Origin of the sequence: Lacrimispora sp. BS-2 (genome assembly GCF_040207125.1) — a bacterium.
In the GTDB taxonomy this organism is placed as follows: Bacteria; Bacillota; Clostridia; order Lachnospirales; family Lachnospiraceae; genus Lacrimispora.
Genome location: NZ_CP157940.1, coordinates 3,827,452 through 3,853,203, shown reverse-complemented (window position 1 = coordinate 3,853,203; position 25,752 = coordinate 3,827,452). Strand labels below are relative to the sequence as shown.

General features: G+C 46.2%; 23 protein-coding genes and 1 pseudogene. 7 read left to right on the top strand and 17 right to left on the bottom strand.

Annotated elements, in window-relative coordinates; genetic code table 11:
• Positions 1-92: 92 nt before the first annotated feature.
• Positions 93-3,641: pseudogene (gene mfd / locus ABFV83_RS18085) on the bottom strand (transcription-repair coupling factor).
• A 9-nt stretch (positions 3,642-3,650) separates the two neighbouring features.
• Positions 3,651-4,217 (bottom strand): aminoacyl-tRNA hydrolase, encoded by a 567-nt coding sequence (gene pth, locus ABFV83_RS18080; RefSeq protein ID WP_349945825.1) that lies wholly within the window; start codon positions 4,215-4,217, stop codon positions 3,651-3,653.
• 271 nt (positions 4,218-4,488) lie between these two features.
• Between pth and ABFV83_RS18075 the strand changes: the two genes are divergently transcribed.
• Together ABFV83_RS18075 and ABFV83_RS18070 are read left to right on the top strand one after the other, a co-directional pair.
• The gene (locus ABFV83_RS18075) at positions 4,489-4,713 is read left to right on the top strand and encodes a glycoside hydrolase domain-containing protein (protein WP_349945823.1); all 225 of its coding nucleotides are present in this window, start codon (positions 4,489-4,491) and stop codon (positions 4,711-4,713) included.
• 286 nt (positions 4,714-4,999) lie between these two features.
• Positions 5,000-6,409: an NAD(P)/FAD-dependent oxidoreductase gene (locus ABFV83_RS18070; protein WP_349945821.1), complete on the top strand. Its 1,410-nt coding sequence runs from the start codon at positions 5,000-5,002 to the stop codon at positions 6,407-6,409.
• A 112-nt stretch (positions 6,410-6,521) separates the two neighbouring features.
• On the opposite strand, the gene ABFV83_RS18065 is transcribed toward ABFV83_RS18070, so the two are convergent.
• The 8 genes from ABFV83_RS18065 to ABFV83_RS18030 all read right to left on the bottom strand — a co-directional run bounded on the left by ABFV83_RS18065 (position 6,522) and on the right by ABFV83_RS18030 (position 14,766).
• The gene (locus ABFV83_RS18065) at positions 6,522-7,319 is read right to left on the bottom strand and encodes an HAD family hydrolase (RefSeq protein ID WP_349945820.1); all 798 of its coding nucleotides are present in this window, start codon (positions 7,317-7,319) and stop codon (positions 6,522-6,524) included.
• The gene (locus ABFV83_RS18060) at positions 7,316-7,900 is read right to left on the bottom strand and encodes a xanthine phosphoribosyltransferase (RefSeq protein ID WP_349945818.1); all 585 of its coding nucleotides are present in this window, start codon (positions 7,898-7,900) and stop codon (positions 7,316-7,318) included. Before ABFV83_RS18060 ends, ABFV83_RS18065 begins: the two co-directional genes overlap by 4 nt.
• Positions 7,901-7,928: 28 nt before the next feature.
• A complete protein-coding gene (gene tig / locus ABFV83_RS18055; RefSeq protein ID WP_349945817.1) occupies positions 7,929-9,023 on the bottom strand; it encodes a trigger factor in 1,095 nt (364 codons plus the stop codon).
• Positions 9,024-9,208: 185 nt separating this feature from the next.
• Entirely contained in the window at positions 9,209-10,603 is a 1,395-nt protein-coding gene (locus tag ABFV83_RS18050; RefSeq protein ID WP_349945815.1) for an aminopeptidase, read from the bottom strand.
• Between the two features lie 59 nt (positions 10,604-10,662).
• Entirely contained in the window at positions 10,663-11,112 is a 450-nt protein-coding gene (gene dtd, locus ABFV83_RS18045) for a D-aminoacyl-tRNA deacylase (RefSeq protein WP_349945813.1), read from the bottom strand.
• Between the two features lie 14 nt (positions 11,113-11,126).
• Complete coding sequence (locus tag ABFV83_RS18040) at positions 11,127-12,926, bottom strand: glycerophosphodiester phosphodiesterase (protein WP_349945811.1); 1,800 nt, start codon at positions 12,924-12,926, stop codon at positions 11,127-11,129.
• Between the two features lie 95 nt (positions 12,927-13,021).
• Complete coding sequence (locus tag ABFV83_RS18035; protein WP_349945809.1) at positions 13,022-13,705, bottom strand: GTP pyrophosphokinase family protein; 684 nt, start codon at positions 13,703-13,705, stop codon at positions 13,022-13,024.
• Positions 13,706-13,833: 128 nt separating this feature from the next.
• A complete protein-coding gene (locus ABFV83_RS18030; protein WP_349945808.1) occupies positions 13,834-14,766 on the bottom strand; it encodes a S1 RNA-binding domain-containing protein in 933 nt (310 codons plus the stop codon).
• 313 nt (positions 14,767-15,079) lie between these two features.
• Here ABFV83_RS18030 and ABFV83_RS18025 point away from each other — a divergent pair, with 313 nt between their 5' ends.
• The 5 genes from ABFV83_RS18025 (at position 15,080) to rbr (ending at position 18,504) form a co-directional block, all read left to right on the top strand.
• Entirely contained in the window at positions 15,080-15,805 is a 726-nt protein-coding gene (locus ABFV83_RS18025) for a phosphatase (protein WP_349945806.1), read from the top strand.
• A complete protein-coding gene (locus tag ABFV83_RS18020) occupies positions 15,802-16,731 on the top strand; it encodes a LysR family transcriptional regulator (RefSeq protein ID WP_349945805.1) in 930 nt (309 codons plus the stop codon). Before ABFV83_RS18025 ends, ABFV83_RS18020 begins: the two co-directional genes overlap by 4 nt.
• Positions 16,732-16,828: 97 nt before the next feature.
• Entirely contained in the window at positions 16,829-17,224 is a 396-nt protein-coding gene (locus ABFV83_RS18015) for a transcriptional repressor (protein ID WP_349945804.1), read from the top strand.
• 113 nt (positions 17,225-17,337) lie between these two features.
• Positions 17,338-17,880: an NADH peroxidase gene (locus ABFV83_RS18010; RefSeq protein ID WP_349945803.1), complete on the top strand. Its 543-nt coding sequence runs from the start codon at positions 17,338-17,340 to the stop codon at positions 17,878-17,880.
• Between the two features lie 87 nt (positions 17,881-17,967).
• Positions 17,968-18,504, top strand: coding sequence for a rubrerythrin (rbr, locus tag ABFV83_RS18005; protein ID WP_349945802.1), 537 nt, complete (start codon positions 17,968-17,970; stop codon positions 18,502-18,504).
• A gap of 149 nt (positions 18,505-18,653) precedes the next feature.
• Here the strand turns inward: rbr and ABFV83_RS18000 are convergent, their stop codons facing one another.
• From ABFV83_RS18000 to ABFV83_RS17970, 7 genes are all read right to left on the bottom strand, one after another.
• Positions 18,654-19,793, bottom strand: a complete 1,140-nt coding sequence (locus ABFV83_RS18000; RefSeq protein ID WP_349945800.1) for a M20/M25/M40 family metallo-hydrolase — start codon at positions 19,791-19,793, stop codon at positions 18,654-18,656.
• Positions 19,794-19,959: 166 nt separating this feature from the next.
• Positions 19,960-20,859: a fumarylacetoacetate hydrolase family protein gene (locus tag ABFV83_RS17995; protein WP_349945799.1), complete on the bottom strand. Its 900-nt coding sequence runs from the start codon at positions 20,857-20,859 to the stop codon at positions 19,960-19,962.
• 12 nt (positions 20,860-20,871) lie between these two features.
• Positions 20,872-21,432 carry a glycerol-3-phosphate responsive antiterminator gene (locus ABFV83_RS17990; RefSeq protein ID WP_349945797.1) on the bottom strand — a complete coding sequence of 187 codons (561 nt, stop codon included), beginning with the start codon at positions 21,430-21,432 and terminating at the stop codon, positions 20,872-20,874.
• Positions 21,433-21,625: 193 nt separating this feature from the next.
• Positions 21,626-22,357, bottom strand: coding sequence for a glycerophosphodiester phosphodiesterase (locus tag ABFV83_RS17985; protein WP_349945795.1), 732 nt, complete (start codon positions 22,355-22,357; stop codon positions 21,626-21,628).
• A 163-nt stretch (positions 22,358-22,520) separates the two neighbouring features.
• Positions 22,521-22,883, bottom strand: a complete 363-nt coding sequence (locus tag ABFV83_RS17980; RefSeq protein ID WP_349945794.1) for a DUF1667 domain-containing protein — start codon at positions 22,881-22,883, stop codon at positions 22,521-22,523.
• Between the two features lies 1 nt (position 22,884).
• Positions 22,885-24,150, bottom strand: a complete 1,266-nt coding sequence (locus tag ABFV83_RS17975; protein ID WP_349945793.1) for an FAD-dependent oxidoreductase — start codon at positions 24,148-24,150, stop codon at positions 22,885-22,887.
• Positions 24,151-24,163: 13 nt separating this feature from the next.
• Entirely contained in the window at positions 24,164-25,600 is a 1,437-nt protein-coding gene (locus ABFV83_RS17970; RefSeq protein ID WP_349945792.1) for an NAD(P)/FAD-dependent oxidoreductase, read from the bottom strand.
• Between the last annotated feature and the right edge of the window lie 152 nt (positions 25,601-25,752).

Here is a 25,752-nt window from a genome sequence, read left to right as displayed (position 1 = left end):
AAGCATCTGGGACTAAAGCCCTTCTTCTACTATTAGTATATCACAAATATGACAAAAATCAACTAGATGAACCGTATTTTAAAAGTCAATTTTTACTTTTTTTCATTCTTTTCTGACAATTCCAATATTTGCTTCAATATCACCTCAGCCTGGCTGATCATGGCATCGGTGGTCTGGTTTTTCTTTCTGTCAAGATACATAAACCTTGGTTCTTCTCCCATCTGGAACTTTAAATCTCCACGATACTGGTCGATGATCTTCGGAATTCCTTCCACTTTCAGCCTTGCATTCTTATACATGGTCAGGCGGACCTCCTGGCGGTTAATATTTACCTCGGTCACATAGGCACTGTGGGCCAGAGCCTTTAAGCCGGCAACCTTAAGCAGATTATCAACCGGACCCGGAATATCGCCGAAACGGTCCATCAGTTCATCCTGCATATCCATATATTCTTCTTCGTTCTCAATGCCGGAAATCCGCTTGTAAATATCAAGCTTCTGATATTCATTCTTAATATAGGAAGTGGGAATGTATGCATCGATATCACAGTCCACCACGGTCTCATAGGTTTCCTCTTCTTTCCTCTGTCCCTTAAGCTCTAAAACCGCCTGATTTAAGAGCTTGCAGTAAAGGTCATACCCCACCGCTTCCATGTGTCCGTGCTGTTCCGCTCCAAGAACATTTCCTGCCCCCCGGATTTCCAAATCCCGCATGGCAATCTTGATTCCGGAGCCCAGCTCCGTAAATTCGCGGATGGCCTGAAGGCGTTTTTCCGCCTCTTCCTTTAAGAGCTTATCCCGCTTATACATCAGAAATGCATAGGAGGTCCGGCTGGAACGGCCTACACGCCCGCGAAGCTGGTATAGCTGGGAAAGGCCCATGCGGTCCGCATCCTGGATGATCATGGTGTTGGCATTGGCAATGTCAAGACCTGTTTCAATGATGGTAGTGCAGACCAGGACATCGATTTCTCCATTGACAAAATCAAACATGATCCGTTCCAGCTCATGCTCATGCATCTGCCCATGGGCAAAGGTTACTGCTGCATCGGGGACCAGGGAGGCAATGTGGTTTGCCACCTCGTCAATGTTGCTCACCCGGTTGTATACATAATAAACCTGCCCTCCCCGGGAAAGTTCCCGGTGAATGGCCTCCCGCACCATTTCATCGTTATGCTCCATGACATAAGTCTGGATTGGCATACGGTCTACAGGAGGCTCCTCCAGTACGCTCATGTCACGGATCCCCACCAGACTCATGTGCAGGGTCCTTGGAATGGGAGTGGCTGTTAAGGTCAGCACGTCAACGTTTTCCTTCAGCTGCTTGATTTTTTCTTTATGGGCCACACCGAAGCGCTGTTCCTCATCAATGATAAGAAGGCCCAGATCCTTAAACTGTACATCCTTTGATAAGACCCTGTGGGTCCCGATCACAATGTCCACCAGTCCCCGCTTTAAATCCTCAAGGGTCTTTTTCATCTGGCCGGCCGTCCGGAAACGGGACATTAAATCCACCCGGACAGGAAAATCCTTCATCCTTTGGGCAAAGGTATTATAATGCTGCTGGGCAAGGATGGTGGTGGGAACCAGGTAGACCACCTGCTTTCCGTCCTGTACCGCCTTAAATGCGGCCCTTAAAGCGATTTCCGTCTTTCCGTATCCAACGTCCCCGCAGATCAGACGGTCCATGATCCTTTTACTTTCCATATCTGTCTTGGTCGCCTCTATGGCATCCCACTGATCCTCAGTTTCCTCATAAGGAAACATCTCCTCAAATTCCTTCTGCCAGACCGTATCCACTCCGTACTGGAACCCATGGGTCTGCTGCCTGGCCGCATAGAGCTGCACCAGGTCCTTAGCGATCTCTTTTACCGCGCCCTTAACCCTGGCCTTGGTCCGGTTCCACTGGTCTCCTCCCAGCCGGTTCAGTTTGGGCTTTTTCGCCTCAGCACCGGCATATTTCTGGATTCCGTCAAGCCTTGTGGCAGGAAGATACAAGTTCCCGTTGTCAGCATATTCTACCTTTAAATAATCCTTGATGACTCCATCCTGCTCAATTTTCTCAATGCCCCGGTATATTCCAAGGCCATGTTCCTCATGGACCACGTAATCGCCGATGGAAAGATCGGAAAAGTTTTGGATCTTGGTTCCTTCATAGGAGGTCTTTTTCCGTTTCCGCTTCTTTTTCTCCACCCCAAACATATCGCCTTCCGTGATGACGATAAATTTTATCATGGAATATTCAAAGCCCCGGTGGAGATTTCCAAAGGTGACCAGAATCTCTCCCGGCTTTACCTCCCGGCTTTCTCCTCCGTCATCGGGACAGTAGGCCCGTAAGTCATATTCCCTTAAATCTCCTGCCAGACGGCTGGCCCTGGTCCTGGAAGCGGATAAAAGGATTACCCGGTATCCTTCCTTTTTCCATCTGGTCAGATCCTTTATTAACAGCTCAAAGCCGTTTTGATAAGTATTTACATTCTTAACCTGGAAGCTGTAACGGTTTTTTACCGTAAAACCGGATAGCTTCTGCTCAAGTCCGGTCAAATAAACCGTGGTCTTTGTCTGGGCTCTGGAAAGCATCTCTTTTGCAGAAAAGAGAAGACCGGTCTGTCCCGGAAGGAGGTAGCCGTTTTCTAAACGGTGTATCATGCTCTCCCTGAACTCCATTTCAACGGTCTCCCCTTTTTCCTTAAGCCGTTCCGGCTAATCCAGGAAAAGAACCGAATTTTCCCCATGAAAATACTCCAGAAAAGACACGCTCTCCTGGCAGAAGTAATGGATATACCCGTCCAGCCCATGCTGCCGGAAGCCCTCCTTAAGCCCCTCCGAAAATTCGGAGACAATGGAATGGATCCTGGCGGACTCCTGGATTTTTGACTGAGCCCTTAAATCCTTTTCGTATTTTTTCAATTCCTTTTCAAGAGCTTTGATTCCATCCTGGATCTGCTTCCCTGTCAGGGCCATTTCCGTGGCAGGATAGATCCGTATGCCCTCTAACTGCTCAATGGATCTCTGGCTCTGGATATCAAAGGTTCTGATGGAATCCACTTCATCATCCCACAGCTCAATGCGCACCGGCAGCTCCTCGGTTAAAGGAAACACGTCAATGATCCCGCCCCTGATGGAGAACTGGCCCATGCCGTCCACCTGGCCCATGCGCTCATATCCCAGCTCTGTAAGGCGTGTTTTCCATTTTTCCACGTCAATGGTCTGACCGCCTTCCACGGACAGCACCTGCTCCTTTAAGTACTCCAGAGGGAGAAGGTGGTCCATAAGACCGTCAAAAGTGGTAACCACCCAGCCGGAGGTTTTTTCCATTAAATGACGAAATACTGTCATTCGCTGCTTGGTCAGCAGGTTTCCATGGATGTCCGCGCTGTAAAACAGAAGATCCCTGGCCGGATACAGCCACACATCAGGATCAAAAAAGCGCAGGTCCTCATAGATCTCCCTGGCTCTGGTGTCATCATAAGTGACCACCAGCCTTAAGCTTTCCTGCTTTGCCGATTCATACATCAGATGGACCTTTTGGGAATCCATGCAGCCGCTGGCCATGACAGGACCTGCCCGTTTTAACAGATCACCGGAAAGGTCCTCAAAATCCTTTAATTCCCTTAATGGTTTTTCAAATAGATCACTCATGAAATCTCCTTACTTCTTCCTGTTAAAATGGTTCATCGCCGTTTCCGCACCCTCTGTAACCATCATAATGGCCGCTTCTGCTGCATCCTTGTATGCCTGGTCCATGACAGCTTCCTGTTCCCTGGGGAAACGGCCCAGGACATAGTCTACCAGATCCATTTCCTTCGGCTTTTCACCTACTCCCACCCGGATCCTTAAAAACTCCTGGGTTCCCAGATGGTTTATGATGTTCTTTAAGCCGTTATGGCCTCCGGCACTTCCCTTTGTCCGGATTCTCAGCTGGCCTTCTGCTAAGTTGATGTCATCGCAGATGATGATGATGTGATCCGGCTCCACCTTGTAAAAATCAGCCATGGCCCGGATGCTCTCTCCGCTTAGATTCATATAAGTCTGGGGTTTTGACAAAATGACCTTCTCTGATTCGATCCTTCCTGTTCCACAAAATGCCCTGTGCTTTTTTTCCGTCACCCTGGCTCCCAGTTTGTCCGCCAGAACGTCCACAGCTTCAAACCCTACATTGTGCCTGGTCTTATCATATTCCCTTGAGGGATTTCCTAATCCTGCAATGATATACATGATGCTTCTCCTTACTATTGTCTATATTAATTACGGTTCCGATTCATGACATTTTAGGGATTCTAAACGCCCGAAAAGCGCTAGATTTCCCAAAACCGGGGGGTCTAACGCTGCTTTTTTTATTTTAACAGTTCGGTCTTAAGATGTAAAGGCATACACAGCCTTTTTTATTTTTAAACAGTTGTAATGCCAAATGCTTCCAGTCATAATAAGGATAATTTTATTACAGAAGCAAGGATGGCGTAGGGTTAATAACGGGACGGAGTCTATTATGGAACAATGTATGAACAATTACCGCATGGTTGTATTAAGCTCACTGGAAAAGGTATTTCCTCATGAGGAGCCTGTATTCTCACCGGAATGCTGCCGTTTCATGGCAATGCCCTCAGCCAGAAACCGGGGTTACGGCCTTCAGGTATATAAATATGGAATTGAGGGAATCCTTCACTACGCCTTATGGTTTTTTCTGAGGCCATGCAGGATCAAAGGGCATTAAAGCTTCTGGAGCATTATATTGGAAAAGAGGCTGTCATTGAGCTTTTGGAAGAGGATTTATCCGAAATCAAATGCCTATTTTATGGGAGTGAGAAATAAGATCAACCGGATGATCAAAAGGTACATATAAAAAGTTCATCCGTAACATGGATATCTCTTGTCATTTCCGTATCCGCTATGATAAAATAAAGTTGTTGCGCTTATATAAGTTTATAATCAGTTAAGCGTTTCTAATAAATACCATAATAGTTGAATGTAAGGGTTAGAAGAAAAAAGGAGTGATGTTCATGAAGGATGTTTCAAATAATTACGACGTCATCATCATCGGTGCAGGTCCCTCAGGTATTTTCTGCGCTTATGAGCTGATCGAGAAAAAACCGGACCTTAAGATTCTTATGATCGAAAAGGGCCGCCGGATCGAAAACCGGACCTGTCCCAAGCGGACGACAAAAACATGCGTAGGCTGCAAACCATGTTCCATCACCACAGGCTTTGCGGGAGCCGGAGCATTTTCCGACGGAAAATTGTCCTTATCTCCTGATGTTGGCGGAAACCTCCCTGAAATACTTGGATATGATAAAACAGTGGAGCTGTTAAAGGAATCAGACAACATTTATCTGAAATTCGGCGCAGACACCAATGTTTACGGCATTGACAAGCAAAAGGAGATCCAGGAGATCCGCCGTAAGGCCATAGGAGCTAACTTAAAGCTGATCGAATGTCCCATCCGCCATTTAGGAACGGAAGAAGGCTATAAAATCTACACCCGCCTCCAGGAGCATTTATTGGAGCAGGGGGTTGAAATGGCATTTAATACGATGGTAAAGGATATCATCATTGAAGATAATAAGGCAAAGGGCGTCATTACCGACAAGGATGAAGTCTGTTATGCACCGGAAATCGTGTCTGCCATCGGCCGTGAAGGTTCTGACTGGTTCAGCCACATCTGCCAAAGCCACGGAATTGAGACAAAGGTGGGAACTGTGGATATCGGTGTAAGGGTAGAGGTCCGGGACGAGGTCATGGAATTCCTAAACAAGAACCTTTATGAGGCAAAGCTTGTTTATCATACTCCCACCTTTGACGATAAGGTCCGTACCTTCTGTACCAATCCTTCCGGCGAGGTTGCCACGGAATACTACGAAAACGGGCTGGCAGTTGTCAACGGTCATGCCTACAAATCCCAGGAGTACAAGACAAACAACACCAATTTTGCTATCCTGGTATCCAAAAACTTTACAAAACCCTTTAAGACCCCGATTGAATACGGCAAACAGATCGCCCAGTTAAGCAACATGCTCTGCGACGGCAAGATCCTGGTGCAGACCTTTGGCGATTTCCAGAGAGGAAGACGTACCACAGAGGAGCGCTTATGCCGAAACAATCTGATCCCGACTTTAAAGGATGCGGTTCCCGGAGATTTATCCCTTGTATTCCCTCACCGCATTATGGTTGACATAAAGGAAATGCTTCTTGCCCTTGACAAAGTGACTCCTGGTATTGCCAGCGATGAAACCCTGTTATACGGCGTAGAGGTAAAATTCTACTCCAATAAGGTTGTGGTCAATGCTGACTTTGAAACCAGCGTTGACGGCCTGCGCGCCATCGGTGACGGAGCTTCCGTAACAAGAGGGCTTCAGCAGGCATCTGCCAACGGAATAAGCGTTGCCAGAAGCATTCTGGCAGGCATGAACTAAGACCATAAGAAGTAAGATTTCCACGCAAGTGTATAAAAAACAGATGGAAGCATCGGCTGATGCTCCCATCTGTTTTTTTATTCATGGCAAATACCTGTTAAGCTTGGGGAAATCATACCAGTCCCAGCTTTTTCATCGCATAAGCCACTCCATCGTCTTCTACATTTTTGGTATAAAAGGTTGCATAAGGCTCCAGCTCCACGCTGTGATGCCCCATAAGTATACAGTTCTTCGCATATTCGAACATAGACAAGTCATTGGTGCTGTCACCAAACACGTAGGCGTCCTCCAGGGCGATCCCATAGTGCTTTAAAACCAGTTCAATGGCCGTTGCCTTGGAATATTGGGAGGGAATGCATTCATAGAATCCGTCTCCCCGGTCAATGATCTCAAAGTCCAGTCCCAAGGCCCGGGAAAAGCCCTTTAAATCACTTGTTTCATCTGCAAAAACGCAGAACTTATCAAAGTCGTAGCAGTCCTCATCCCAGCTATAGGGCGATAAGTTTCCTTCCCGTTCTATGGTTTCCTTCATTCTCTCCACCTGGGGAAGTCGGGAAATCCCTTTTTTGAAGTAACAGCCTTCCGTTCCCTCTAAGACTCCATCCAGACCATATTCCTGTATAATGTCCTTGATCTCAAGCCCCCGCTCATGGGGGATCGCTGCAGAGAAAAGAACCTGATCTCCTGCAACAATACGGGTCCCGCATCCGCAGCAGTAGCCATCCACCTGGACCAGCTCTTTGATGGAACCGATCAGGCAATAGGTCCGTCCGGAATTGATGAATACCAGATGACCATTCTTTCGAGCCTGGTCAAGTGCCTCTTTTGCGCTCTCCGGAACATTCCGGTTCACCTCAGAAAGAAGGGTACCGTCTATGTCGAAAAACAGGGCCTTTCTTCCATCACTCATCGGTCACCCCGAAAGCTTATGGTTCCTGTTGTTTCATCCATGCTTTCCACAATAGCCAGGGACTCAACCCGGATTCCTTCCGCTCTTAATCGATCTCCTCCGGGCTGGAATCCCTTTTCAATCACGATTCCCGCACCGACCAGCTTTGCACCGGAATCCTTTACAATAGCAGCCAGACCTTCCAGGGCTTTTCCGTTAGCCAGAAAATCATCGATCAGCAATACCTTGTCATCAGCTCCCAGAAATTCCTTGGAAACCATGATGTCATAGGTCCTTCCATGGGTAAAGGATTCCACCTGGGTGGTATATACGTCACCTGCAATATTCTTTGTCTTGGATTTCTTTGCAAATACTACCGGTACATCAAAATACTGGGCCACGATACAGGCTATGCCAATGCCGGAAGCCTCAATGGTCAAAATCTTATTGACCTCATATTCGGCAAAGCGTCTCTTAAATTCCTTTCCAATTTCCACGAACAGCTTGATATCCATCTGGTGATTTAAAAAACTGTCTACTTTCAGCACATCACCTGACTTAATCTTCCCATCCTTGCGTATTCTGTCCTTTAAAAGCTGCATAAAGGTTCCCCCTATCGTAAATTATTCATTATTTGATAACTGCATTCTCTGTCAGGAAATCCATTACCTTATTGTTCATAATATAATCATCTACGTCGAACTGTCCAGCGGTCTCGATCATCTTCTCAGCGCTTTCATAGCCCATCTGTTCTGCAACTTCCTTACGGTCTTCATCTGCAATTGTAATTCCTTCTTTTTCAGCAATGGCGTTCACTACCAGCCTCTGTTCTACGGTAGCCTCTGCCTGGGTCTTTAAGATGCCCTTAAACTCATCTTCTCCCATTCCGGTAAATGCTCCTACAAAGGTTTTAAAGTCCATGCCGTAAGCTGCTGCCTGGTTTGTATATCTGGCAACCATGTTATTGAAATTGGCATCAATCGCTTCCTGCTTTGGTTCCACTTTAGAACCATTTAAGATGGCAGTGTAAATATCACTTTTCAACTTCTGCTCTGCCTGATCATTCTTATCTTTTAAAAGGGTCTGCTTCTTGTCTTCCTTGTATTCATCCACAGTCTTAAAGGACGTAGTTTCCTGAACAAAAGCATCGTTTAATTCCGGAACCTGCCTTTCCTTAACGGAATTGACAGTTACATCAAATACCACAGCCTTTCCAGCCAGATCCGCATTCTGATAGCTTTCAGGGAAAGTGAGGTTTAAGGATACCTTATCCCCTTTTTTCGCACCTACAAGACCGTCTTCAAAGCCTTCAATAAACTGGCTGGAACCAATTGCCAGGTCATAGCCCTGAGCAGTACCGCCGTCAAATGCAACGCCATCCTTGGTGCCCACATAGTCAATATTGACTACGTCGTCCTTCTGAACGGGCCGGTCAACCTCTACATCCTTTGCACTTACGGATAAATCGTTTTGTACCGCCTGGTCCACTTCATCATCAGTTACTTCTACCGTATCCTTGGCCACTTCAATCCCCTTGTAATCTCCCAGGGTGACAGTGCCGTTATCCATACCCGTTAAGTCTTCAACAGCCACAGTTTCTTCTGCTGAGCTTTCTGTTGCTTCCGTCTCCGTCTCTGCCGGCTTTGCTGCCGGCTTTTTAGCACAGCCGGTAATAAGAGCAGCGGCAACCAGACCGCACATACAAACTTTAAAAATCTTTTTCATAATACAATCCTTTTTCTTTCTATTTTTAATATATTGATAAAAAAATTGCTTCCAGTCAGTTATACCATATCGGGCAAGGTAAAAAAAGCTTTTTCCCGAAATTAACAAAAATTTCAAACTTCCGTTATTATTTAATTATAGTTCAGCCATGCAGAAACATCTGGCTGCATGGCTGAACCCCATTATTATTTGTAAAATACCCGGAAAGCCTTGTATGTATTGTATACATCAAGCTTGGAAGAAAGCTCAAAGGGGGAATGCATGGAAAGGATGGGCACTCCCAAGTCCACCACATCCACATTCATATGAGCCACATATTTGGCAATGGTTCCGCCGCCGCCCTGGTCCACTGCGCCAAGCTCCCCGATCTGCCAGTAAATACCCTCCTGGTCCATCATTGCTATGATTTTTGCCATCAGCTCCGCACTGGCATCGTTGGAACCTGATTTTCCACGTACACCGGTGTACTTAGTCAGTACACATCCCTTGTTTAAAAAGCAGGAATTGCGATCCTCGAATACCTGGGCAAAGGTGGGATCATAGGCAGCATTGACATCAGAGGATAAGCAGATGGAATTTCTAAGCACCTTTCTTACATCCACCTGGGCCATGTCAGCCAGATCCTGAATGTAGTGAAGCACAAAATCGGAATCTAAGCCGGTATTTCCCTCGGAACCGACTTCCTCTTTATCCGCGAGAATGGTGACCGTAGTATATTCAGGCATGTTGGCATCGATCTCAGCCATCAGAGCCGTATAGGCGCATACCCTGTCATCCTGTCCGTAAGCGCCGATCAGGCTGTTATCCAGTCCTACGTCACAGGCCTTCTGGACCGGCACCAGCTCAATCTCAGCGCGGAAGAAGTCCGCTTCTGTAATTCCGTAGCGGTCGTTAAGCAGCTTCAGGGTCAAAAGCTTCACAGGCTCCTTAAGCTCCGCCTCGTCAATAAAAGGAATGGAACCAATGATCACATTCAGTTCCTCCCCCTTAAGTCCATCCCTTAATTTTCTTTCATTTTGCTCTGCTGCAAGATGAGGAAGCAGATCTGTAACGCAGAAAACGGGATCGCCTTCTTTTTCTCCGATGTTTAGTTCCACAACCTCACCGTTTTTCTTTATGATTACCCCGTGGATGGCTAAAGGAACCGTTCCCCACTGGTATTTCCGGATTCCGCCGTAATAATGGGTTTTAAAATAGGCCAGGTCATTTTTTTCAAAAACAGGGTTTGGCTTTAAGTCAAGCCTTGGAGAATCTATGTGAGCACCGTTGATGCGAAGCCCCTGCTCCATTCCGGTCTTGCCGAAGGTGGTTGCAATGATGGCTTTTCCCCGATTTACATAATATACCTTGTCACCTGCCTTATAACTCCTGCCTGTCTCAAAGGGACGGTATCCCTGCATCTCAAGCATTGCTACAGCCTCTCTGACGCATTCCCGTTCGGTTTTTCCGTTATCCAGAAACCTCTTATAACCCTCGCAGAACATCTCCGCTTCTTCACGCTGATGGGGTGCTTCCTTTGCGATATGCGGAAATTTGAATGTCAGTTCCTCCTGTAATTGTTGTCCTTTTGTTTTCTCCATTTTATGATTCCTCCATAATTTTTCTTAAGGGCTTTTGCCCAAAGTGATCTTGTAACTGATTAACAGATTTCATTGCTGTCAAGGACCAGAGTAAACGGTCCGTCATTTAAAAGTTCTACCTTCATGTCGGCTCCAAAGCTTCCATGCTCTACCCGGTTTCCATAGGTCTTTAACCGCTCAACCACGTATTCATAGAGGCTGTTTGCAAGCTGCGGCCCTCCTGCCTTTGCAAAGCTGGGGCGGTTGCCCTTTTTGCAGTCCGCATAGAGGGTAAACTGGCTTACTACCAGGATCTCCCCTCCAACATCCTTTAGGGAAAGATTGGTTTTCCCATTTTCATCGGGAAAAATCCTTAGCTTATATATTTTATCAACCATTTTTTCGGCAATAGCTTCCGTATCTGTATCGGATACTCCCAAAAGAAGCAGAAAGCCATTCCCAATGGCGCCGATCTGCTGCTCATCAACGGTAACCTTTGCATGGGCAACCCGCTGTAAAACAATCTTCATATCCATTCTCCTGTCTATTTTAATACCAGTCTTAAGTATTCCATAAGGCTCTCAGTGGCCGCTTTCCGGTACACGATCTCTCTGGCAAGCACCGGATAATCCGTTATAATATTGTCTACTCCCAGCATCTTCATCCGCTCCATTTCACTTTTGTTGTTCACCGTCCAGGCATGAACCGCCTTTCCTTTTTTATGGGCGGCTTCCACCAGCCTTTCGCTTACAAAGCTGGAACGGAGGCTGATAAAGTCGATGGCATCGCTGGAATAATAATCTCCATAGGCGGCTGAAATTATATATCCGGTACGGATCTCAGGATCCAGCTCCTTGATCCTGGTTAAATAGGACATGCGGACAGAGGTCACCACGCACTGTTCCTTCATCTGGTATTTCTCAATCAGTTCAAAGACCTTATCGGGCAGCTCACTGCCCCTTCCCAAGTCCTTGATCTCAATGTTTATGTTGATCCGTCCTTTGCAGAATTTCATGGTTTCTTCCAGCGAGGGAATCCGTTCGCCTTCGAAATCGGCAGAAAACCACTGTCCCACATCTAAATGCTGTAATTCCTCAAAGGTATAGGAGCTGATGGTTCGGTTTATCCCTGACACTCTTTTTAAGCTGATGTCATGCCCCAGCACCACTACTCCATCCTTTGTCTCCTGGACATCAATTTCCACAAAGTCTGCCAGGTCATCAATGGCCTTTGACATGGCTGCCATGGTATTTTCAGGAGCTTCCCTTGAGCTGCCCCGGTGGGCGGTGATCTGAATCACGCTGAGCATGTCGGTGGTAATTGCAGAACCGTTCCGCACCACTCCAAAAAGGGAAAACAGGCTGAATGCCGCTGCCGCCACCATGAAAAGAACTGCCAGCTTCCCGTCCCCATATCTGCTTCCGGTATAATCGCTGCTCTTGCTTCTTTTTGTAAAATTATTGGTAAAACTGAAATACTGGACGCTCAATGCTCCCCAGTTTCCCACGGTAAAGAACAGGCTGGTCAAAAAGATCAGGACCAGCTCTATCCGGTCGCATGCCGCCGGAAGGACGGCAAGGGCCAGGCTGTTGTCAGTGAACAGAGTCACTCCCACAGCGGTGATCAGCACACAGAATGCATAGACCAGCCAAAGTCCCACCACAGTCAATGCGTAATAGATGGTCAAAAGGACTACAACCTTTAATATCCGGCGTCTTAAAAGCCATAAGCTTCTAAAATACCCATCCCGGAAATTCTTCTGTTCCACCATGCAGGCGTGAAAGGTATAGATCCCCGGAATGACGGCCGCCAATAAAAAAATCAGCAGAAGGAGCAAAGACACCTTTCCCACAGGTTTATTTAAAATCTCAGATATAACAAAATTAAGGGGCTTTACATGGGTCAGCATCTGGTATATGAGATACAGGTTTACAAGCACGTAATCCGCCAGAATGAGAAGCCCCAGCCGCCAGTTTTTTCTGCGGATCTCATGGGCCAGCTTGAAAAAGCCGCCTTCCAGGATCTCCCACAGCTTCAGCTTCCGGGAATAAAAAGCTCCCTCATACAGCGTAAGAAGACAGCCGGTCTCCAGCGTAAGAATCAGGATTCCAATGAACACCAGGACGGCCATTATCAGAATCGTCCAGGGCTTTGCCAGGAAATAACCGATGTTTCCGGCAGTCAGATAGCTGTATCCGGCCATGCGCAACGCAAATAATAGGCCTTTGTTTAAGAGAAGCAGGTACAGGGTCATGGTGACCAGCCGAAACAGCAATTCAAAAACAAACGCATTCTTTTGATTGAACTTTATGATCTTCCAGGTGTCTTTTGTCAATATACTCATACTATAACCTTCTTTTTGCGGAGAGAACTAAATAAAACCCGCATTGCCCGTGTAAAAAGCAGCCTCAGCGAGTGGAATCGTCAAGGCTGCATCTTTTAAGTCAAATCGTCCTCTTCCATCGTGTCCTCTTCTGCTGTCTCCCGCTGCTGTGCCTCGCTCAGTTCCAGAATCGACTGGTTTAAGGAAAACATCTTCCCATCCAGCATATTCACCACATCCGCGCAGGCCTTCAGCTCCTGCTGTAAGTACGCCGGTGCATTGCCTTCAAACTTATAATATATCTTATGCTCCAGGCTTGCCCAGAAATCCATGGCAATGGTCCTGATCTGAATCTCAACCTTAGTGTCCACCGGCCCATCCGTTAAATAGATGGGAATGGTTACCACCATATGATAGCTTTTATAACCATTAGGCTTTGGATACTTAATATAATCCTTTACATTAAGAACCGTAACATCGCTTTGCTTTGTTATCATCTCTGCAATCTGGTAAATATCTGATGTAAAAGAACAGATGATCCGTATCCCTGCAATATCATTTAATTTTTCCACCATATTATTAATGGTCACGTCATAGCCGTACCGCTTCAGCTTCTTTACAATGCTGTCCGGGGTCTTAAGCCTTGATTTGATGTGTTCAATGGGATTGTAATTGTAGATATGCACAAACTCATTATTGAGTATCTCAATTTTTGTACTGATTTCCTTTAATGCCGAATCATACAAAAACATCACAGATTTCCACTGATCGACCTGATTGAATGATTTGGGAATATTCATTCTACATTCCCCCTCTCTCTCGCCCCGCAAGTCAGTGAGAAAGGGGCAGCCCCATCGCCCGGCAGCCCCTGCTCCTCAAGAATAGTATACCATAAAAACCTGATATTTTATATTCTTTTTCCGACTTTCTAAAATTTCAATCCCTTTAAGAGAGCTGAAAGCCCTGTAAATGCAGAACCTTCCTCTTTGTAATCAAAAACCTCTCCGGTCCCTTCTTCCTCCTCCTGAATGGCCTTCATGCTTAAGCTTATCTTATTATCCGCTATGGATATGATCTTCACCTTAACCGTCTGTCCCTCCTTTAACACGACACCAGGATGCTTGATCCTCTGGCTGCTGATCTGTGAGATGTGAAGAAGACCGGAAAGCCCGTTTTCCAGGTTAATAAATGCTCCGTAATCCTTTAAGCTGTCCACCGTTCCTTCCATGATGGACCCTACTTCGCACTTTGCGATTTTTTTGTTTGTTTCTTCCTTCTGCTTCATAAGGGCAGGCTCTTTGCCTGAAAGCACCAGCTTATTATTTTCCTCGTCTGCGGTGATGACTGTGACTTCAATGGTTCTTCCATTATATTCCTCTAAGTCCTCCACATATTCCCCCGCCAGCTTGGAAGCCGGAATAAATCCCCGGATCCCTTCCAGGTAAGCAATGGCACCGCCTTTTACGATCTCGGCAATTTTGACCTTGACAACGGTGCGGTCCCTTAACATGGCACCAAGGGTTTCCCAGGCCATCTGGTCGCTTGCCAGCTTCCTGGAAAGGACTACATTACCTTCCCGGTCATTAGGGTTTATGACCGTTGCCGTGATTTCGTCCCCAGGCTGGATTTCCCTAAGCAAGCTGAATTCCGGATCATTACTTAGATTTTCTTTCTCAATGATTCCCTCCGCATAATATTTTAAATCCAAAGTGACCTTGTCCTCATCTACGCTTATAACGGTCCCTGTGAGAATATCTCCTTCTTTTACCCTTTTAAAGGAGGCTTCCAGCTCTGCTGCATAATCAGCCATGGTCTCTACTGTTTCTTCCCTTACGTCTGTTTGCTTCATCTCTTCGCTCATTGATATCTCCTCCGCTCATAATACACTTAGTTCTGCATAAAATCTACCTATATATTTATCACATCCCGCCTGATATTACTATAGTTTTCTCAGTAAAAATATGTTATATTTATATTATGAAAACAAAAGGCTGTTTTCATAATCAGATAGACGGCAGTAAAAAAGCACTGTCTTTTATCAGAAATCTTGAAAATGATTTCTGATAAGTTATATTATGAAAACAAAAGACTGTTTTCATAATCAGATAAGCTGTATTATTTGAAATATTTTCCACTGGGAATCCCCCAGGCCAGATACAGAAAGGACAAGAATCATGAACGACATAATGGACCTGCATACCCACACCGTCGCCAGCGGACATGCGTACAACACTTTATATGAAATGGCTAAATCTGCTTCTGAAAAGGGCCTTGCCCTCATGGGCTCTACGGACCACGCACCTAAGATGCCAGGAACATGCCATGAGTTTTATTTTATAAATTTTAAAGTGATCCCCCGTAAAATCTACGGAGTAAACATACTCATGGGCGTTGAGCTTAATATTATGGATCACACGGGACGGGTGGATTTGAGAAAAGGTCTTTTGGAAAAAATGGATTACTCCATCGCAAGCCTCCATGAACCCTGTTACAAAAGCGGAACTTCCGCTGAAAATACAAACGCTTATCTCGGAGCCATTGAAAATCCTCTGATCCACATCATCGGCCACCCTGATGACAGCCGTTTTCCGGTGGATTATGACACTCTTGTTTCCGCTGCTGCTGAGAATCATACCCTTTTAGAGCTTAATTCCAGCTCCCTTCATCCCTTAAGCGCAAGAATGAATGCCGCGGAAAATTACCGGACCATGCTGGAGCTTTGCAAGCGCTACCGGGCCTCCATCATCATTGACAGCGACGCCCATACGGAAGCTGATGTGGGAAACCATGTAAGAGCTTTAGAACTTATTGAAGAAGTGAATTTCCCGGAAGAGCTTATTGTAAATACTTCCTTTGATAAGCTCCTTCCCTACATTCCCAAGCTGGAGGCTTATCTATGATCAACTTCCTGAACCTGGAATATTTTCTGGCGGTTGCGGAGGAATTAAATATCACCCGTGCTGCCAAACAGTTATACATCTCACAGCAGTCCTTAAGCAGCCACATTTCCAATCTGGAAAAGGAATTTGATGTCCAGCTTTTTAACCGCACCATGCCGCTTACCCTGACCTACGCAGGCCGGGCCTTAAAGGTCCGGGCAAAGCAGTTGCTGGACTTAAAGGATGAAACCTACCGGGAACTTGCCGATATCAAGGATTTTACTACAGGACAGCTTTCTATCGGCATCTCCCATACCAGGGGACGCTTCCTTCTCCCCGCCATCCTTCCCGCTTATAAGGAAAAGTTTCCAAACATTGAGATCCATCTGGTTGAGGGAAATTCATCCGAGTTAAGTACTGCCCTGATACACGGAAACATTGATCTGATGATCGACCTTCTTCCTTTCAAAGCTGATCATGTGGAAACCGTTCCTATTTGCGAGGAGGAGATCCTTCTTGTGGTCCCGGATCAGATTCTGGACCGGTATTTTCCAGGACAGCAGGATGAAATGATAAAGATACTGGAAGAAAATGCTGATGTACAGCATTTAAAGGACTGCCCCTACCTTCTCATCAACAAAGGAAACCGGGTGCGCACCATTGCCGATGAAATCTTCGAGGACGCCCAGCTCACTCCTTCCATCCTTTTGGAGACAGAGAATATTGAGACAGTGCTTGCCCTTGCAGCCAAAGGAATGGGGATCACCTTTTATCCCAGAATGTTCATGTCCGGAAGCCCTAATTCCGGCATAAAGAAAACAGGGCTGCATTACTTTTCTTTAAATTACAGGCGCAGCCACGGCGTCCTGGCATTCGGCCGCCACAAAGGCAGATATTTATCCCAGGCTACGGAAGAATTTATACGGATCGCACGGGAAAACATATAGACACTATTTAACTCTGGATTGACAAAAGGGCTGAAATCCTTTATTATTAAATAGTAACAGTTACTAATATAATTATTATTTTAGAAAAGGAGCGGCCATGAAAACATTAAAGTATAGCCGTCAACGGGAATCCATTAAGGCCTGTCTGATGTCAAGACACGACCATCCCACTGCCGATGCACTATACACATTGATTCGCGAAGAATATCCCAATATCAGCCTTGGAACAGTATACCGCAACTTAAACCTTCTGGTTGAGCTGGGAGAAATCCAAAAGCTGACTTGCGGAGACGGCGCGGATCGCTTTGATGCGGACACATCACCCCACTATCATTTTGTGTGTAAAAATTGCGGAAAAGTCAGCGACCTGCCACTGGACCCCCTGGCAAATATCAACCACCTTGCTCAGGAACATGCGGACGGCATGGTGGACAGTCACACCATTTATTTCTATGGGACCTGTAAGGAATGTTTTGAAAATAATTATCGATAACGCTTGACATACAGATAAAGATATGGTAAATTAATATCAGTAATCATTACTATTATTGATTGCCATTAAAAATAACAAAACAATATTACAAAATAAAAAGGAGATATGAGATCATGAAGAAATGGGTTTGTACTGTATGCGGTTATGTTCACGAAGGGGAGACAGCTCCTGAATTCTGTCCAGTATGCAAGGTTGGTTCTGAAAAGTTCAAATTACAGGATGAAGATATGTCCTGGGCCTGCGAGCATGAAATTGGTGTTGCACAGGGTTCTCCGGAAGACATAATGATGGATTTAAGAGCTAACTTTGAAGGCGAATGCTCTGAAGTTGGTATGTATCTTGCAATGTCAAGAGCTGCTCACAGAGAGGGCTATCCTGAAATCGGCTTATACTATGAAAAAGCTGCTTTCGAGGAGGCTGAGCATGCTTCTAAGTTTGCAGAATTATTAGGCGAATGCGTAACTTCCAGCACAAAGAAGAACCTGGAGTTAAGAGTTGCTGCTGAGAATGGCGCAACTGCCGGTAAATTTGATCTTGCTAAACGTGCAAAAGCTTTAAACTTAGATGCAATCCATGACACAGTTCATGAAATGGCAAAGGATGAGGCTCGTCACGGCAAAGCTTTCAAAGGCTTATTAGAGAGATACTTCGGTTAATACATCTTAGGGAGCGGCAGAACAGACTACCGTTCCCTGTTTGTAAAGTACAGATCATTCAAAATTCAAATCAGGAGGGTTTATACGATGTCCAAATATGCGGGAACAAAAACAGAACAGAACTTAAAAGACGCTTTTGCAGGGGAGTCCATGGCAAGAAACAAATATACATATTATGCTTCTGCCGCCAAAAAGGCCGGCTATGAGCAAATGTCTGCCCTGTACTTAGAAACTGCAGACCAGGAAAAAGAGCATGCTAAGATGTGGTTCAAGGAATTGCATGGTATCGGTACCACGGAAGAAAACTTAGCAGATGCCGCTGCCGGTGAAAACTACGAGTGGACCGATATGTATAAGAGAATGGCAGAGGATGCCAGGGCAGAAGGCTTTGAAGAACTGGCTCTGAAATTTGAATTTGTAGGAAAAGTAGAAGCTGCTCATGAAAAACGTTACTTAAAGCTTCTTGACAGTTTAAAGAACGATAAGACCTTTAAGGGAGATGCTCCTCTTGGCTGGAAGTGCCGCAACTGCGGTTACATCCATGAAGGACCGGAAGCTCCTGAAATTTGTCCGACCTGCGCTCATCCTAAGGCCTATTTTGAAAGAAAAGTGGAAAATTATTAATACAGTCTGTTACATCTGCTGCAAATGATTTTGAAGTAGTATTCTGATCAGAGATATAACAGGTAAAACAGGAACATGCACCTTGGAAGGGCTTATCAAAGCCAATCAAGGTGCATGTTTTCTGTCCGGAACCGGTTAATTCTCTTTTCTTAAAAATGAGACAATATGACTTCAAAGGCAATCCTGTAGCCGTCCTTTAAGCTTTCTGTTTCAATCCATTCCTGTCTTGTATGGGCCAAGCCTCCCCTTACAGCTCCAAAGCAGACGCTTGGGATTCCCATGGATAGGGGTATGTTGCAGTCTGTGGAGCCAGGGCCTGTTTTCGGCCTGTTCCCCGTGTGCTTATAAATGACTTCAGAAACATGTTCAGCCAGTTCCTTTTGTTGTGTCTCATCCACAGCTCCGGTGCAGGGACGCTCTCCAACCAAAGTGATGTTTACTTCTATCAGCTTTGCCCGATAGCTTTCGATCACACTATGAAAATGTCTGTCCATGAATTCCAGATCTTCTCTGCTGTCTGATCGGAACTCATAAAGCATCTCAGCCTGCTGGGCAATGGTATTAACGGAAGTTCCTCCTTTAATCGTCCCCACATTATAAGTGGTCTTTGTCTTTGTCTCCGGCACTTTCAGTGTGTAAAGGGTATCGATTAAAGATGCCAGATAGGCTATGGCATTCCGGTTCCCGAATTTTCCAAAGGAATGGCCTCCCTCCGTTAATATCTCCACCTTATATCTTTTAGAGCCTACCGCATCGTTTACAATTCCATCCATGTACCCGTCAAGAGAATAAAACGCAGTAATACGGCTTCCAAAATCCTTGATGATCTGCCTTGACCCTTTCAGATTTCCAAGCCCCTCTTCCCCGGCATTTGCCACCAAAAGCATGCCGCCGCTTTGGGGCACGATCTCTTTTTGTGCGATGTACTTACCGCACATGAGAAGTGCACATAAGTTTGCCGTGTCATCGCCGATTCCCGGTGCCTTTACCCTTCCTTCTTCCACAACAAGGGGAAGGGGTTCCCTATCCGGAAATACGACATCCGTATGTGCTGCAAACACAACCACAGGATTATCTTCGGGACATCCTATGGGATATATAACATTCCATGCAGAATCTATATACACTCCCTTTGCTCCCTGTTTTTCCAGCCAGTCCTTACAGAACCTAGCCCTTTGTTCCTCATGGTTAGAAGGTGCAGGTATCTTTCCAAGGGTTAAAAGCAGTTCATAAGCTTCCCCGCTGTGATCCTCAATATACTGCCACATGTCTTTGATCTGTTCATTCATGCTCCTTTTACTCCTTTTCCATAGATTTGTTTTCCGTTCTGATCCCATACCCTTTTCTTCCCCTCCAAAAACGGTATCCTGCGGCACTGCGGTATAAACAGAATCCGGAAGAAAGTCTCGTGTTTCAGATTTTCTTCCGGATTTTTGTAATAGAAACTATATGATCTTACACGACCTTATTCTTAATGGCCCCGATCCCCTCGATCAGGCATTCCACTTCATCTCCTGCCGCTAAAAACTTCGGCGGTTCAAACCCCATTCCAACCCCCTTAGGTGTTCCGGTGGAAATGATGGTTCCTGCCCTAAGGGTCAGCCCTTTAGACAGTTCACTGACAATATGATCTATATTAAATATCATGAGACGGGTATTGCTGTCCTGTCTCAGCTCTCCATTAACCTTTGACTGAATGTCAAGCTCCGGCGGATAGGAAACGGAGCCTGCAGTGAGAATACAGGGGCCCATAGGGGCAAATCCGTCAAGGCTCTTTCCAAAATACCACTGCTTATGGGCATTCTGAACGTTACGGGCACTGACGTCATTTATGATGGTATATCCGAAAATATAATCCTTCACCTGTTCCGGGGCAACATCCTTTGCATCCTTTCCAATGATAACCCCTAATTCTACCTCATAATCCAGGCTGTCCACCATATCGCTGTGACTTAAGATTTCTCCATATGGATCCACTGCCTCATTGACTCTCTTTGAAAAATAAACAGCATTGGGGCGTGTCCCGTCAAATTCTTCTTTTTTATAGCGGGCAGACTCCTCGGCATGTTCCATGTAATTAAGCCCCAGACAGATGATGTCCTGATCCGGTGTCCGGATGGGCGCCAGAAGCATGACCTCTTTCATCATGGCAGCTCCAACGATGTTGCTATTGTAAGGATCCAGGCCGGAGGCATGTTCCAGTAAGTCAAGCTCCGACTGGGTGAGACCCTTAACGACCTCCAGCATCTCCTTATACTCCATACCAAATGCCCTGAGAGGAAAGACCCACATTTCATCCTTACTCACTACCCCGATATCTTTTCTCCGGTCAACCTCGTATGTAACTAATTTCATAACATCCTCCTTTTACATGAACCATAACTCTTCCTTTGTGGTGGAGATTGCATCCGCTCCTGCGGAAAAAGCCGCCATGATATCCTTTTTGTCTGATATCAGTCCGCCTGCAATAATAGGAATATCCGTATAGGCCCGAATCTCTTTAAGTACCTTGGGCATGACCCCTGGCATGATCTCGACCAGATCCGGATGAAAAGTGTCAATCTGCTTTTTTGTGGTACTCATGGCAAGAGAATCTATGATAAAGGTTCTCTGCACCCCAACCAGGCCCAGTTCAACCGCCCGTTTTACAAGAAGAGGCTTTGTGCTGATAATCCCATCTGCATGAGTATTCCGCTTAATAAAATCTACAGCAATCTCCCTGGAGCTTAAGCCCTGTGCCAGATCCGCATGGACGATGACATATTTCCCATGCTCTTTTATCTGCCTCACAATGCTGCTGATATTACAGATATTACCATACAGAACAAATACCACCTGGCATTCCGAATCCAAGCATCTTTTTAATCCACTATCGTCCTTAATCGCCGCAATCACCGGAGATGCCTCCAGTAGTTCAATCGCCTTCATTAATATTCCTCCGCCCCACAAAATATGGATCTCGTTCTACTTTATCAATCCTTTCCCCCACCGTCAAGGCAATTTTTACCCTTTCCGGCTTTTCCATGGAAAGAAAAGCATATTTTAACGTTCTTTTTTTCATACAAGATAGCAGGAGCTGCAGTCTCTGGAAACCAGATGCCTCGCCCCTGCTATGTATTATCTACAGTTCTTTGCTCTGGACCCACCTCTTGCAGACCTCCGGAAAGTTGGTTATGACTCCGTCACAGCCCCAGTCATAGACCTGCTCCAATTCGGACATGTCGTTGACCGTCCAGACATTCACTAAAATTCCGTATTTCCTGCAGTTGTCCACAGCCTCTTTTGTTAATCCCTTAACCCCTGGATGGTAGCATTCAAAATGATACCGGTCACAATAATATCCTGCATTTCCAAGGCCCTGGTCTCCAAGCAGTGCGCCGCACAGGATCCCGGGAGCCAGCTCCTTTAAGCGGATTACGGAAGTATGGTTAAAGGAAGAAAAGATGACCTTTTTTTCAAGCCCGTATTTGCACACAAGTTCCAGGGTTTTCTCTTCCAGACCCTCGTAATAATATACGCCTGTCTTAATTTCGATATTTGTGACAAGCTCCTGATCCTTCGCCCATATACAGTATTCTTCGAAGGCCGGAACAGGTTCAAATCCATGAATCCCTCCGCAGACAGCATCCCCATTGAATTGCTTCAGTTCCTCATAAGTGAAATCCTTCACAAAACCGGTTCCATCTGTGGTCCGGTCAATGCTTTCGTCGTGGATCACCACCACCGTTCCATCCTTTGTAAGCTGTACATCCAGTTCGATCCCATCACAGCCTGTCTCTGCCGCCTTTCGAAACGCCAGCATGGTATTTTCCGGATACCTTCCACTGTAACCCCTGTGTGCGAACACCCTCATAGCAACCCCTCTTTCTCCAAAATCTCTTTCCAGTATATCATTTCCTGTATAAATTTTCCATAGATTCCCCTATTTTTATGCAAAATAGCCTTGTAAATCCGCAAGCCGCCAGAAGGTATCCAGACAGCTTGCGGCAAATACAAGGCTATTTCAGAAAATTACATTATATTTTTTCAATGTTCCTTGTTGCAACAATGGAAACGCCGGTTCCTGCACAGTCAGGAATGATCACATCTCCAATGAGAACAGGTGCAGAAATCTCCACCTTCCTGATTTCCTCCATGCAGGCGAAAATCTTATCCTTGGGAATGTCCTGCTTTGTCTTTACCGGCACCATTTCTAAGTCACCGCCTATGACGCGGACCGAGGAAGTCACCACTCTGGTAGGGCTTAAAACCTCTTTTTTTCCATATTCTTCCCCGCGGCTGCAGGAATTCCCTGTAACTTCCACCTGATCCCCTTCGATGCGCACCGTCAACGGGCAGCCCAAAGGACATCGGATACAGATCATTTCTCTTGCCTCCATATTATTCCACCTCCGTACAGACAACGATTCTCTTAAGCTCCGGATAATCCTTAAAGCTGTCTTTCTTTAATACAACCTGCTCCATCTCACCGGGAGCCAGAACCTTTTTCTTTTTGTGGGAAACCCTTACATCATCATAGTAAACACTGATAAAGCGGTCCTTGTACACATCTGCCACGCGGAAACGGACCGTGACCTTATCCTCCATGTTCTCCAGGTCAATCATCTGAGGCACCGTATAGCGGACTCCGTTCTCAGCTGACAGCTCCACGGTATGAGCCGCCTTTTTTTCACAGGCCGCTTTTACGTAGGCAGCTGCGCTTGTTCCTGCCAAAGCAGCTTCCTCGGATACATAATCAACCAGGTCATGAACATGAAGCACATTTCCGCAGGCAAAGATACCTTCCGAACTGGTTTCCAGCTGGTCGCCTACTACAGGGCCAGACGTTACCTGGCTCATCCGGACGCCAGCTCCCCTTGAAAGCTCATTTTCCGGAATCAGGCCTACGGAAAGAAGAAGGGTATCGCAGCTGTAATATTCCTCTGTACCCGGAATAGGCTTTCGGTTTTCATCGACCTGGGCAAGAGTAATGCCTGTCACCCGATCTTTTCCCTCAATGTTGATTACCGTATGGCTGAGCTTTAATGGAATTCCATAGTCGTCCAGACACTGGACGATATTTCTCTTTAAGCCACCGGAATATGGCATAAGCTCTGCCACCACCTTTACCTTGGCGCCTTCTAAGGTCATACGTCTGGCCATGATGAGTCCGATGTCTCCGGAGCCTAAGATCACTACCTCTTTTCCCACGCTGAAGCCTTCGATATTCATTAATCTCTGGGCAGTTCCCGCGGAATAGATTCCTGCCGGACGGTAGCCCGGTATGTTAAGGGCTCCTCTGGGACGCTCCCTGCAGCCCATAGCCAGGATTATGGCTTTGGCTTTTATGGTTGACAGTCCATCTTCTCTGTTGATGACTGTTACTTCTTTATCCTTGCTGATATCAAGGACCATGGTATTTAATTTATAAGGTATGTTTTCCGACTCCGCCATCTCAATATAACGGGCCGCATATTCCGGGCCTGTTAATTCTTCCTTAAAGGTATGCAGGCCAAAACCGTTATGGATGCACTGGTTTAAGATGCCGCCAAGGCAGGATTCTCTTTCCAGAATCAATATATCTGTAATGCCCGCCTTTTTTGCCGCTACTGCTGCAGCAAGACCAGCCGGACCGCCTCCGATTATCACTATATCATGCTCTGTCATTTTGCTGTCCTCCTTATTTATGACCGGTCACTATATTGGAGCCGGGCCTGTTTTTGCAGATATCCTCCATGGTCCTGTCTGTTTCCCTTGCCAGGATCTCCATGGTCCTGGGGGCACAGAAACCGGCCTGGCACCGTCCCATGCCGGCACGGACACGCCGTTTGATTCCGTCTAAAGAAACCGCTCCCAGGGTCCGGGTGATGGCATCTACAATCTCTCCCTCACTGACCCCTTCGCAACGGCAGATAATGGTGCCGTACCGGGGGTCCTTCTTAATAAGCTCCGCCCGTTTTTCAAAAGACAGCTTCTGAGGATCCAGGATTCCCTTCCGGGTGGTCTTAAAATTCTCCTTTCGGGAAGCCTTTGCCTTTTCTGCAACCAGATCAGCAATGTAAACGCCGATGGCAGGAGCACTTGTAAGCCCAGGTGATTCAATACCTGCCGCATTAAAGAAGCCGGCGGCATCGGAAACCTCGCCCAGGATGAAGTCATCCCCAGCCTCATGGGCACGAAGGCCGGAAAAAGAGGTGATGGTCTGGCGGAACGGTATGTTCTTTACTCCCCATACAGCTTTCTCCATAATATCCGACAGATCTTTTGCATCTGTATTAACGCCTTCTTTATCCTCCACATCGGTTGCCGAAGGACCGATCAGCAGGTTGCCGTGTACGGTAGGGGTTACCAGCACGCCCTTTCCCATCTTGCCCGGAAGCTGGAAGATGGTATGGGACACATGGGTTCCTGCCTCCTTATCAAGCAGGCAGTAATCCCCTTTTCTTACCGTGATGTGTATCTTCTTTTCGCTTACCATATTATGGAATACGTCGGCATAAACACCGGCTGCATTGATCACATAGGAGGCATGAATTGTTCCCTCTCCGGTTTTTAAGTCATAGCCCTTTTCCGTCTTTTCAATTACTTTTACCTCAGTATTAAACAAAAACTCCACGCCGTTGTCACAGGCGTTCTCTGCCAATCCTATGGTTAAACCAAAGGGACATACAATCCCTCCCGTAGGCGCATACAGGGCTGCCACCACCGTTTCTGTCACATTAGGTTCCATGGCCCTCACCTCATCGCCGGAAAGGATGGACAAGCCGGTAACTCCGTTTTTTATGCCTTTCTCATAAAGCTTCTTAAGAGCGGGTATATCTTCTTCAGAAAAGCAAAGCACCAGAGAGCCATTTTGAATCATTGAAAAATCAAGCTCCTCTGAAAGCTCTCCCATCATTCGGTTGCCTTCTACATTGAATCTCGCCTTTAAAGACCCGGGCGTCGCATCAAATCCTGCGTGGACAATGGCGCTGTTGGCCTTTGACGTGCCGGAGCAGACATCCTCCTCCCGTTCAATGACACAGATGCTAAGGTCATAGCGCGCCAGTTCTCTCGCAATTGCACAGCCGACTACGCCGCCGCCAATGATCGCTGCATCGTAATTCATTTCCATCATGTTCTTCTCCTCCATATCTGTAATGGTCACCCTTATAAGTGGCAAATCATATAAAAAAGAGTAAGGAAAATAAACGGATCACTCCGCTCTATTCCTTACTCTTTCATCTCAAAGGTCGTTTATTTAATTGTCTTAATGCTAGCATAATCCTG

Excerpts from the sequence above, each read along its gene's own strand:
- pth (WP_349945825.1), bottom strand. The coding sequence starts at position 4,217 with ATGTATATCATTGCAGGATTAGGAAATCCCTCAAGGGAATATGATAAG.
- ABFV83_RS18075 (WP_349945823.1), top strand. The coding sequence starts at position 4,489 with ATGGAACAATGTATGAACAATTACCGCATGGTTGTATTAAGCTCACTG.
- ABFV83_RS18070 (WP_349945821.1), top strand. The coding sequence starts at position 5,000 with ATGAAGGATGTTTCAAATAATTACGACGTCATCATCATCGGTGCAGGT.
- ABFV83_RS18065 (WP_349945820.1), bottom strand. The coding sequence starts at position 7,319 with ATGAGTGATGGAAGAAAGGCCCTGTTTTTCGACATAGACGGTACCCTT.
- ABFV83_RS18060 (WP_349945818.1), bottom strand. The coding sequence starts at position 7,900 with ATGCAGCTTTTAAAGGACAGAATACGCAAGGATGGGAAGATTAAGTCA.
- tig (WP_349945817.1), bottom strand. The coding sequence starts at position 9,023 with ATGAAAAAGATTTTTAAAGTTTGTATGTGCGGTCTGGTTGCCGCTGCT.
- ABFV83_RS18050 (WP_349945815.1), bottom strand. The coding sequence starts at position 10,603 with ATGGAGAAAACAAAAGGACAACAATTACAGGAGGAACTGACATTCAAA.
- dtd (WP_349945813.1), bottom strand. The coding sequence starts at position 11,112 with ATGAAGATTGTTTTACAGCGGGTTGCCCATGCAAAGGTTACCGTTGAT.
- ABFV83_RS18040 (WP_349945811.1), bottom strand. The coding sequence starts at position 12,926 with ATGAGTATATTGACAAAAGACACCTGGAAGATCATAAAGTTCAATCAA.
- ABFV83_RS18035 (WP_349945809.1), bottom strand. The coding sequence starts at position 13,705 with ATGAATATTCCCAAATCATTCAATCAGGTCGATCAGTGGAAATCTGTG.
- ABFV83_RS18030 (WP_349945808.1), bottom strand. The coding sequence starts at position 14,766 with ATGAGCGAAGAGATGAAGCAAACAGACGTAAGGGAAGAAACAGTAGAG.
- ABFV83_RS18025 (WP_349945806.1), top strand. The coding sequence starts at position 15,080 with ATGAACGACATAATGGACCTGCATACCCACACCGTCGCCAGCGGACAT.
- ABFV83_RS18020 (WP_349945805.1), top strand. The coding sequence starts at position 15,802 with ATGATCAACTTCCTGAACCTGGAATATTTTCTGGCGGTTGCGGAGGAA.
- ABFV83_RS18015 (WP_349945804.1), top strand. The coding sequence starts at position 16,829 with ATGAAAACATTAAAGTATAGCCGTCAACGGGAATCCATTAAGGCCTGT.
- ABFV83_RS18010 (WP_349945803.1), top strand. The coding sequence starts at position 17,338 with ATGAAGAAATGGGTTTGTACTGTATGCGGTTATGTTCACGAAGGGGAG.
- rbr (WP_349945802.1), top strand. The coding sequence starts at position 17,968 with ATGTCCAAATATGCGGGAACAAAAACAGAACAGAACTTAAAAGACGCT.
- ABFV83_RS18000 (WP_349945800.1), bottom strand. The coding sequence starts at position 19,793 with ATGAATGAACAGATCAAAGACATGTGGCAGTATATTGAGGATCACAGC.
- ABFV83_RS17995 (WP_349945799.1), bottom strand. The coding sequence starts at position 20,859 with ATGAAATTAGTTACATACGAGGTTGACCGGAGAAAAGATATCGGGGTA.
- ABFV83_RS17990 (WP_349945797.1), bottom strand. The coding sequence starts at position 21,432 with ATGAAGGCGATTGAACTACTGGAGGCATCTCCGGTGATTGCGGCGATT.
- ABFV83_RS17985 (WP_349945795.1), bottom strand. The coding sequence starts at position 22,357 with ATGAGGGTGTTCGCACACAGGGGTTACAGTGGAAGGTATCCGGAAAAT.
- ABFV83_RS17980 (WP_349945794.1), bottom strand. The coding sequence starts at position 22,883 with ATGGAGGCAAGAGAAATGATCTGTATCCGATGTCCTTTGGGCTGCCCG.
- ABFV83_RS17975 (WP_349945793.1), bottom strand. The coding sequence starts at position 24,150 with ATGACAGAGCATGATATAGTGATAATCGGAGGCGGTCCGGCTGGTCTT.
- ABFV83_RS17970 (WP_349945792.1), bottom strand. The coding sequence starts at position 25,600 with ATGATGGAAATGAATTACGATGCAGCGATCATTGGCGGCGGCGTAGTC.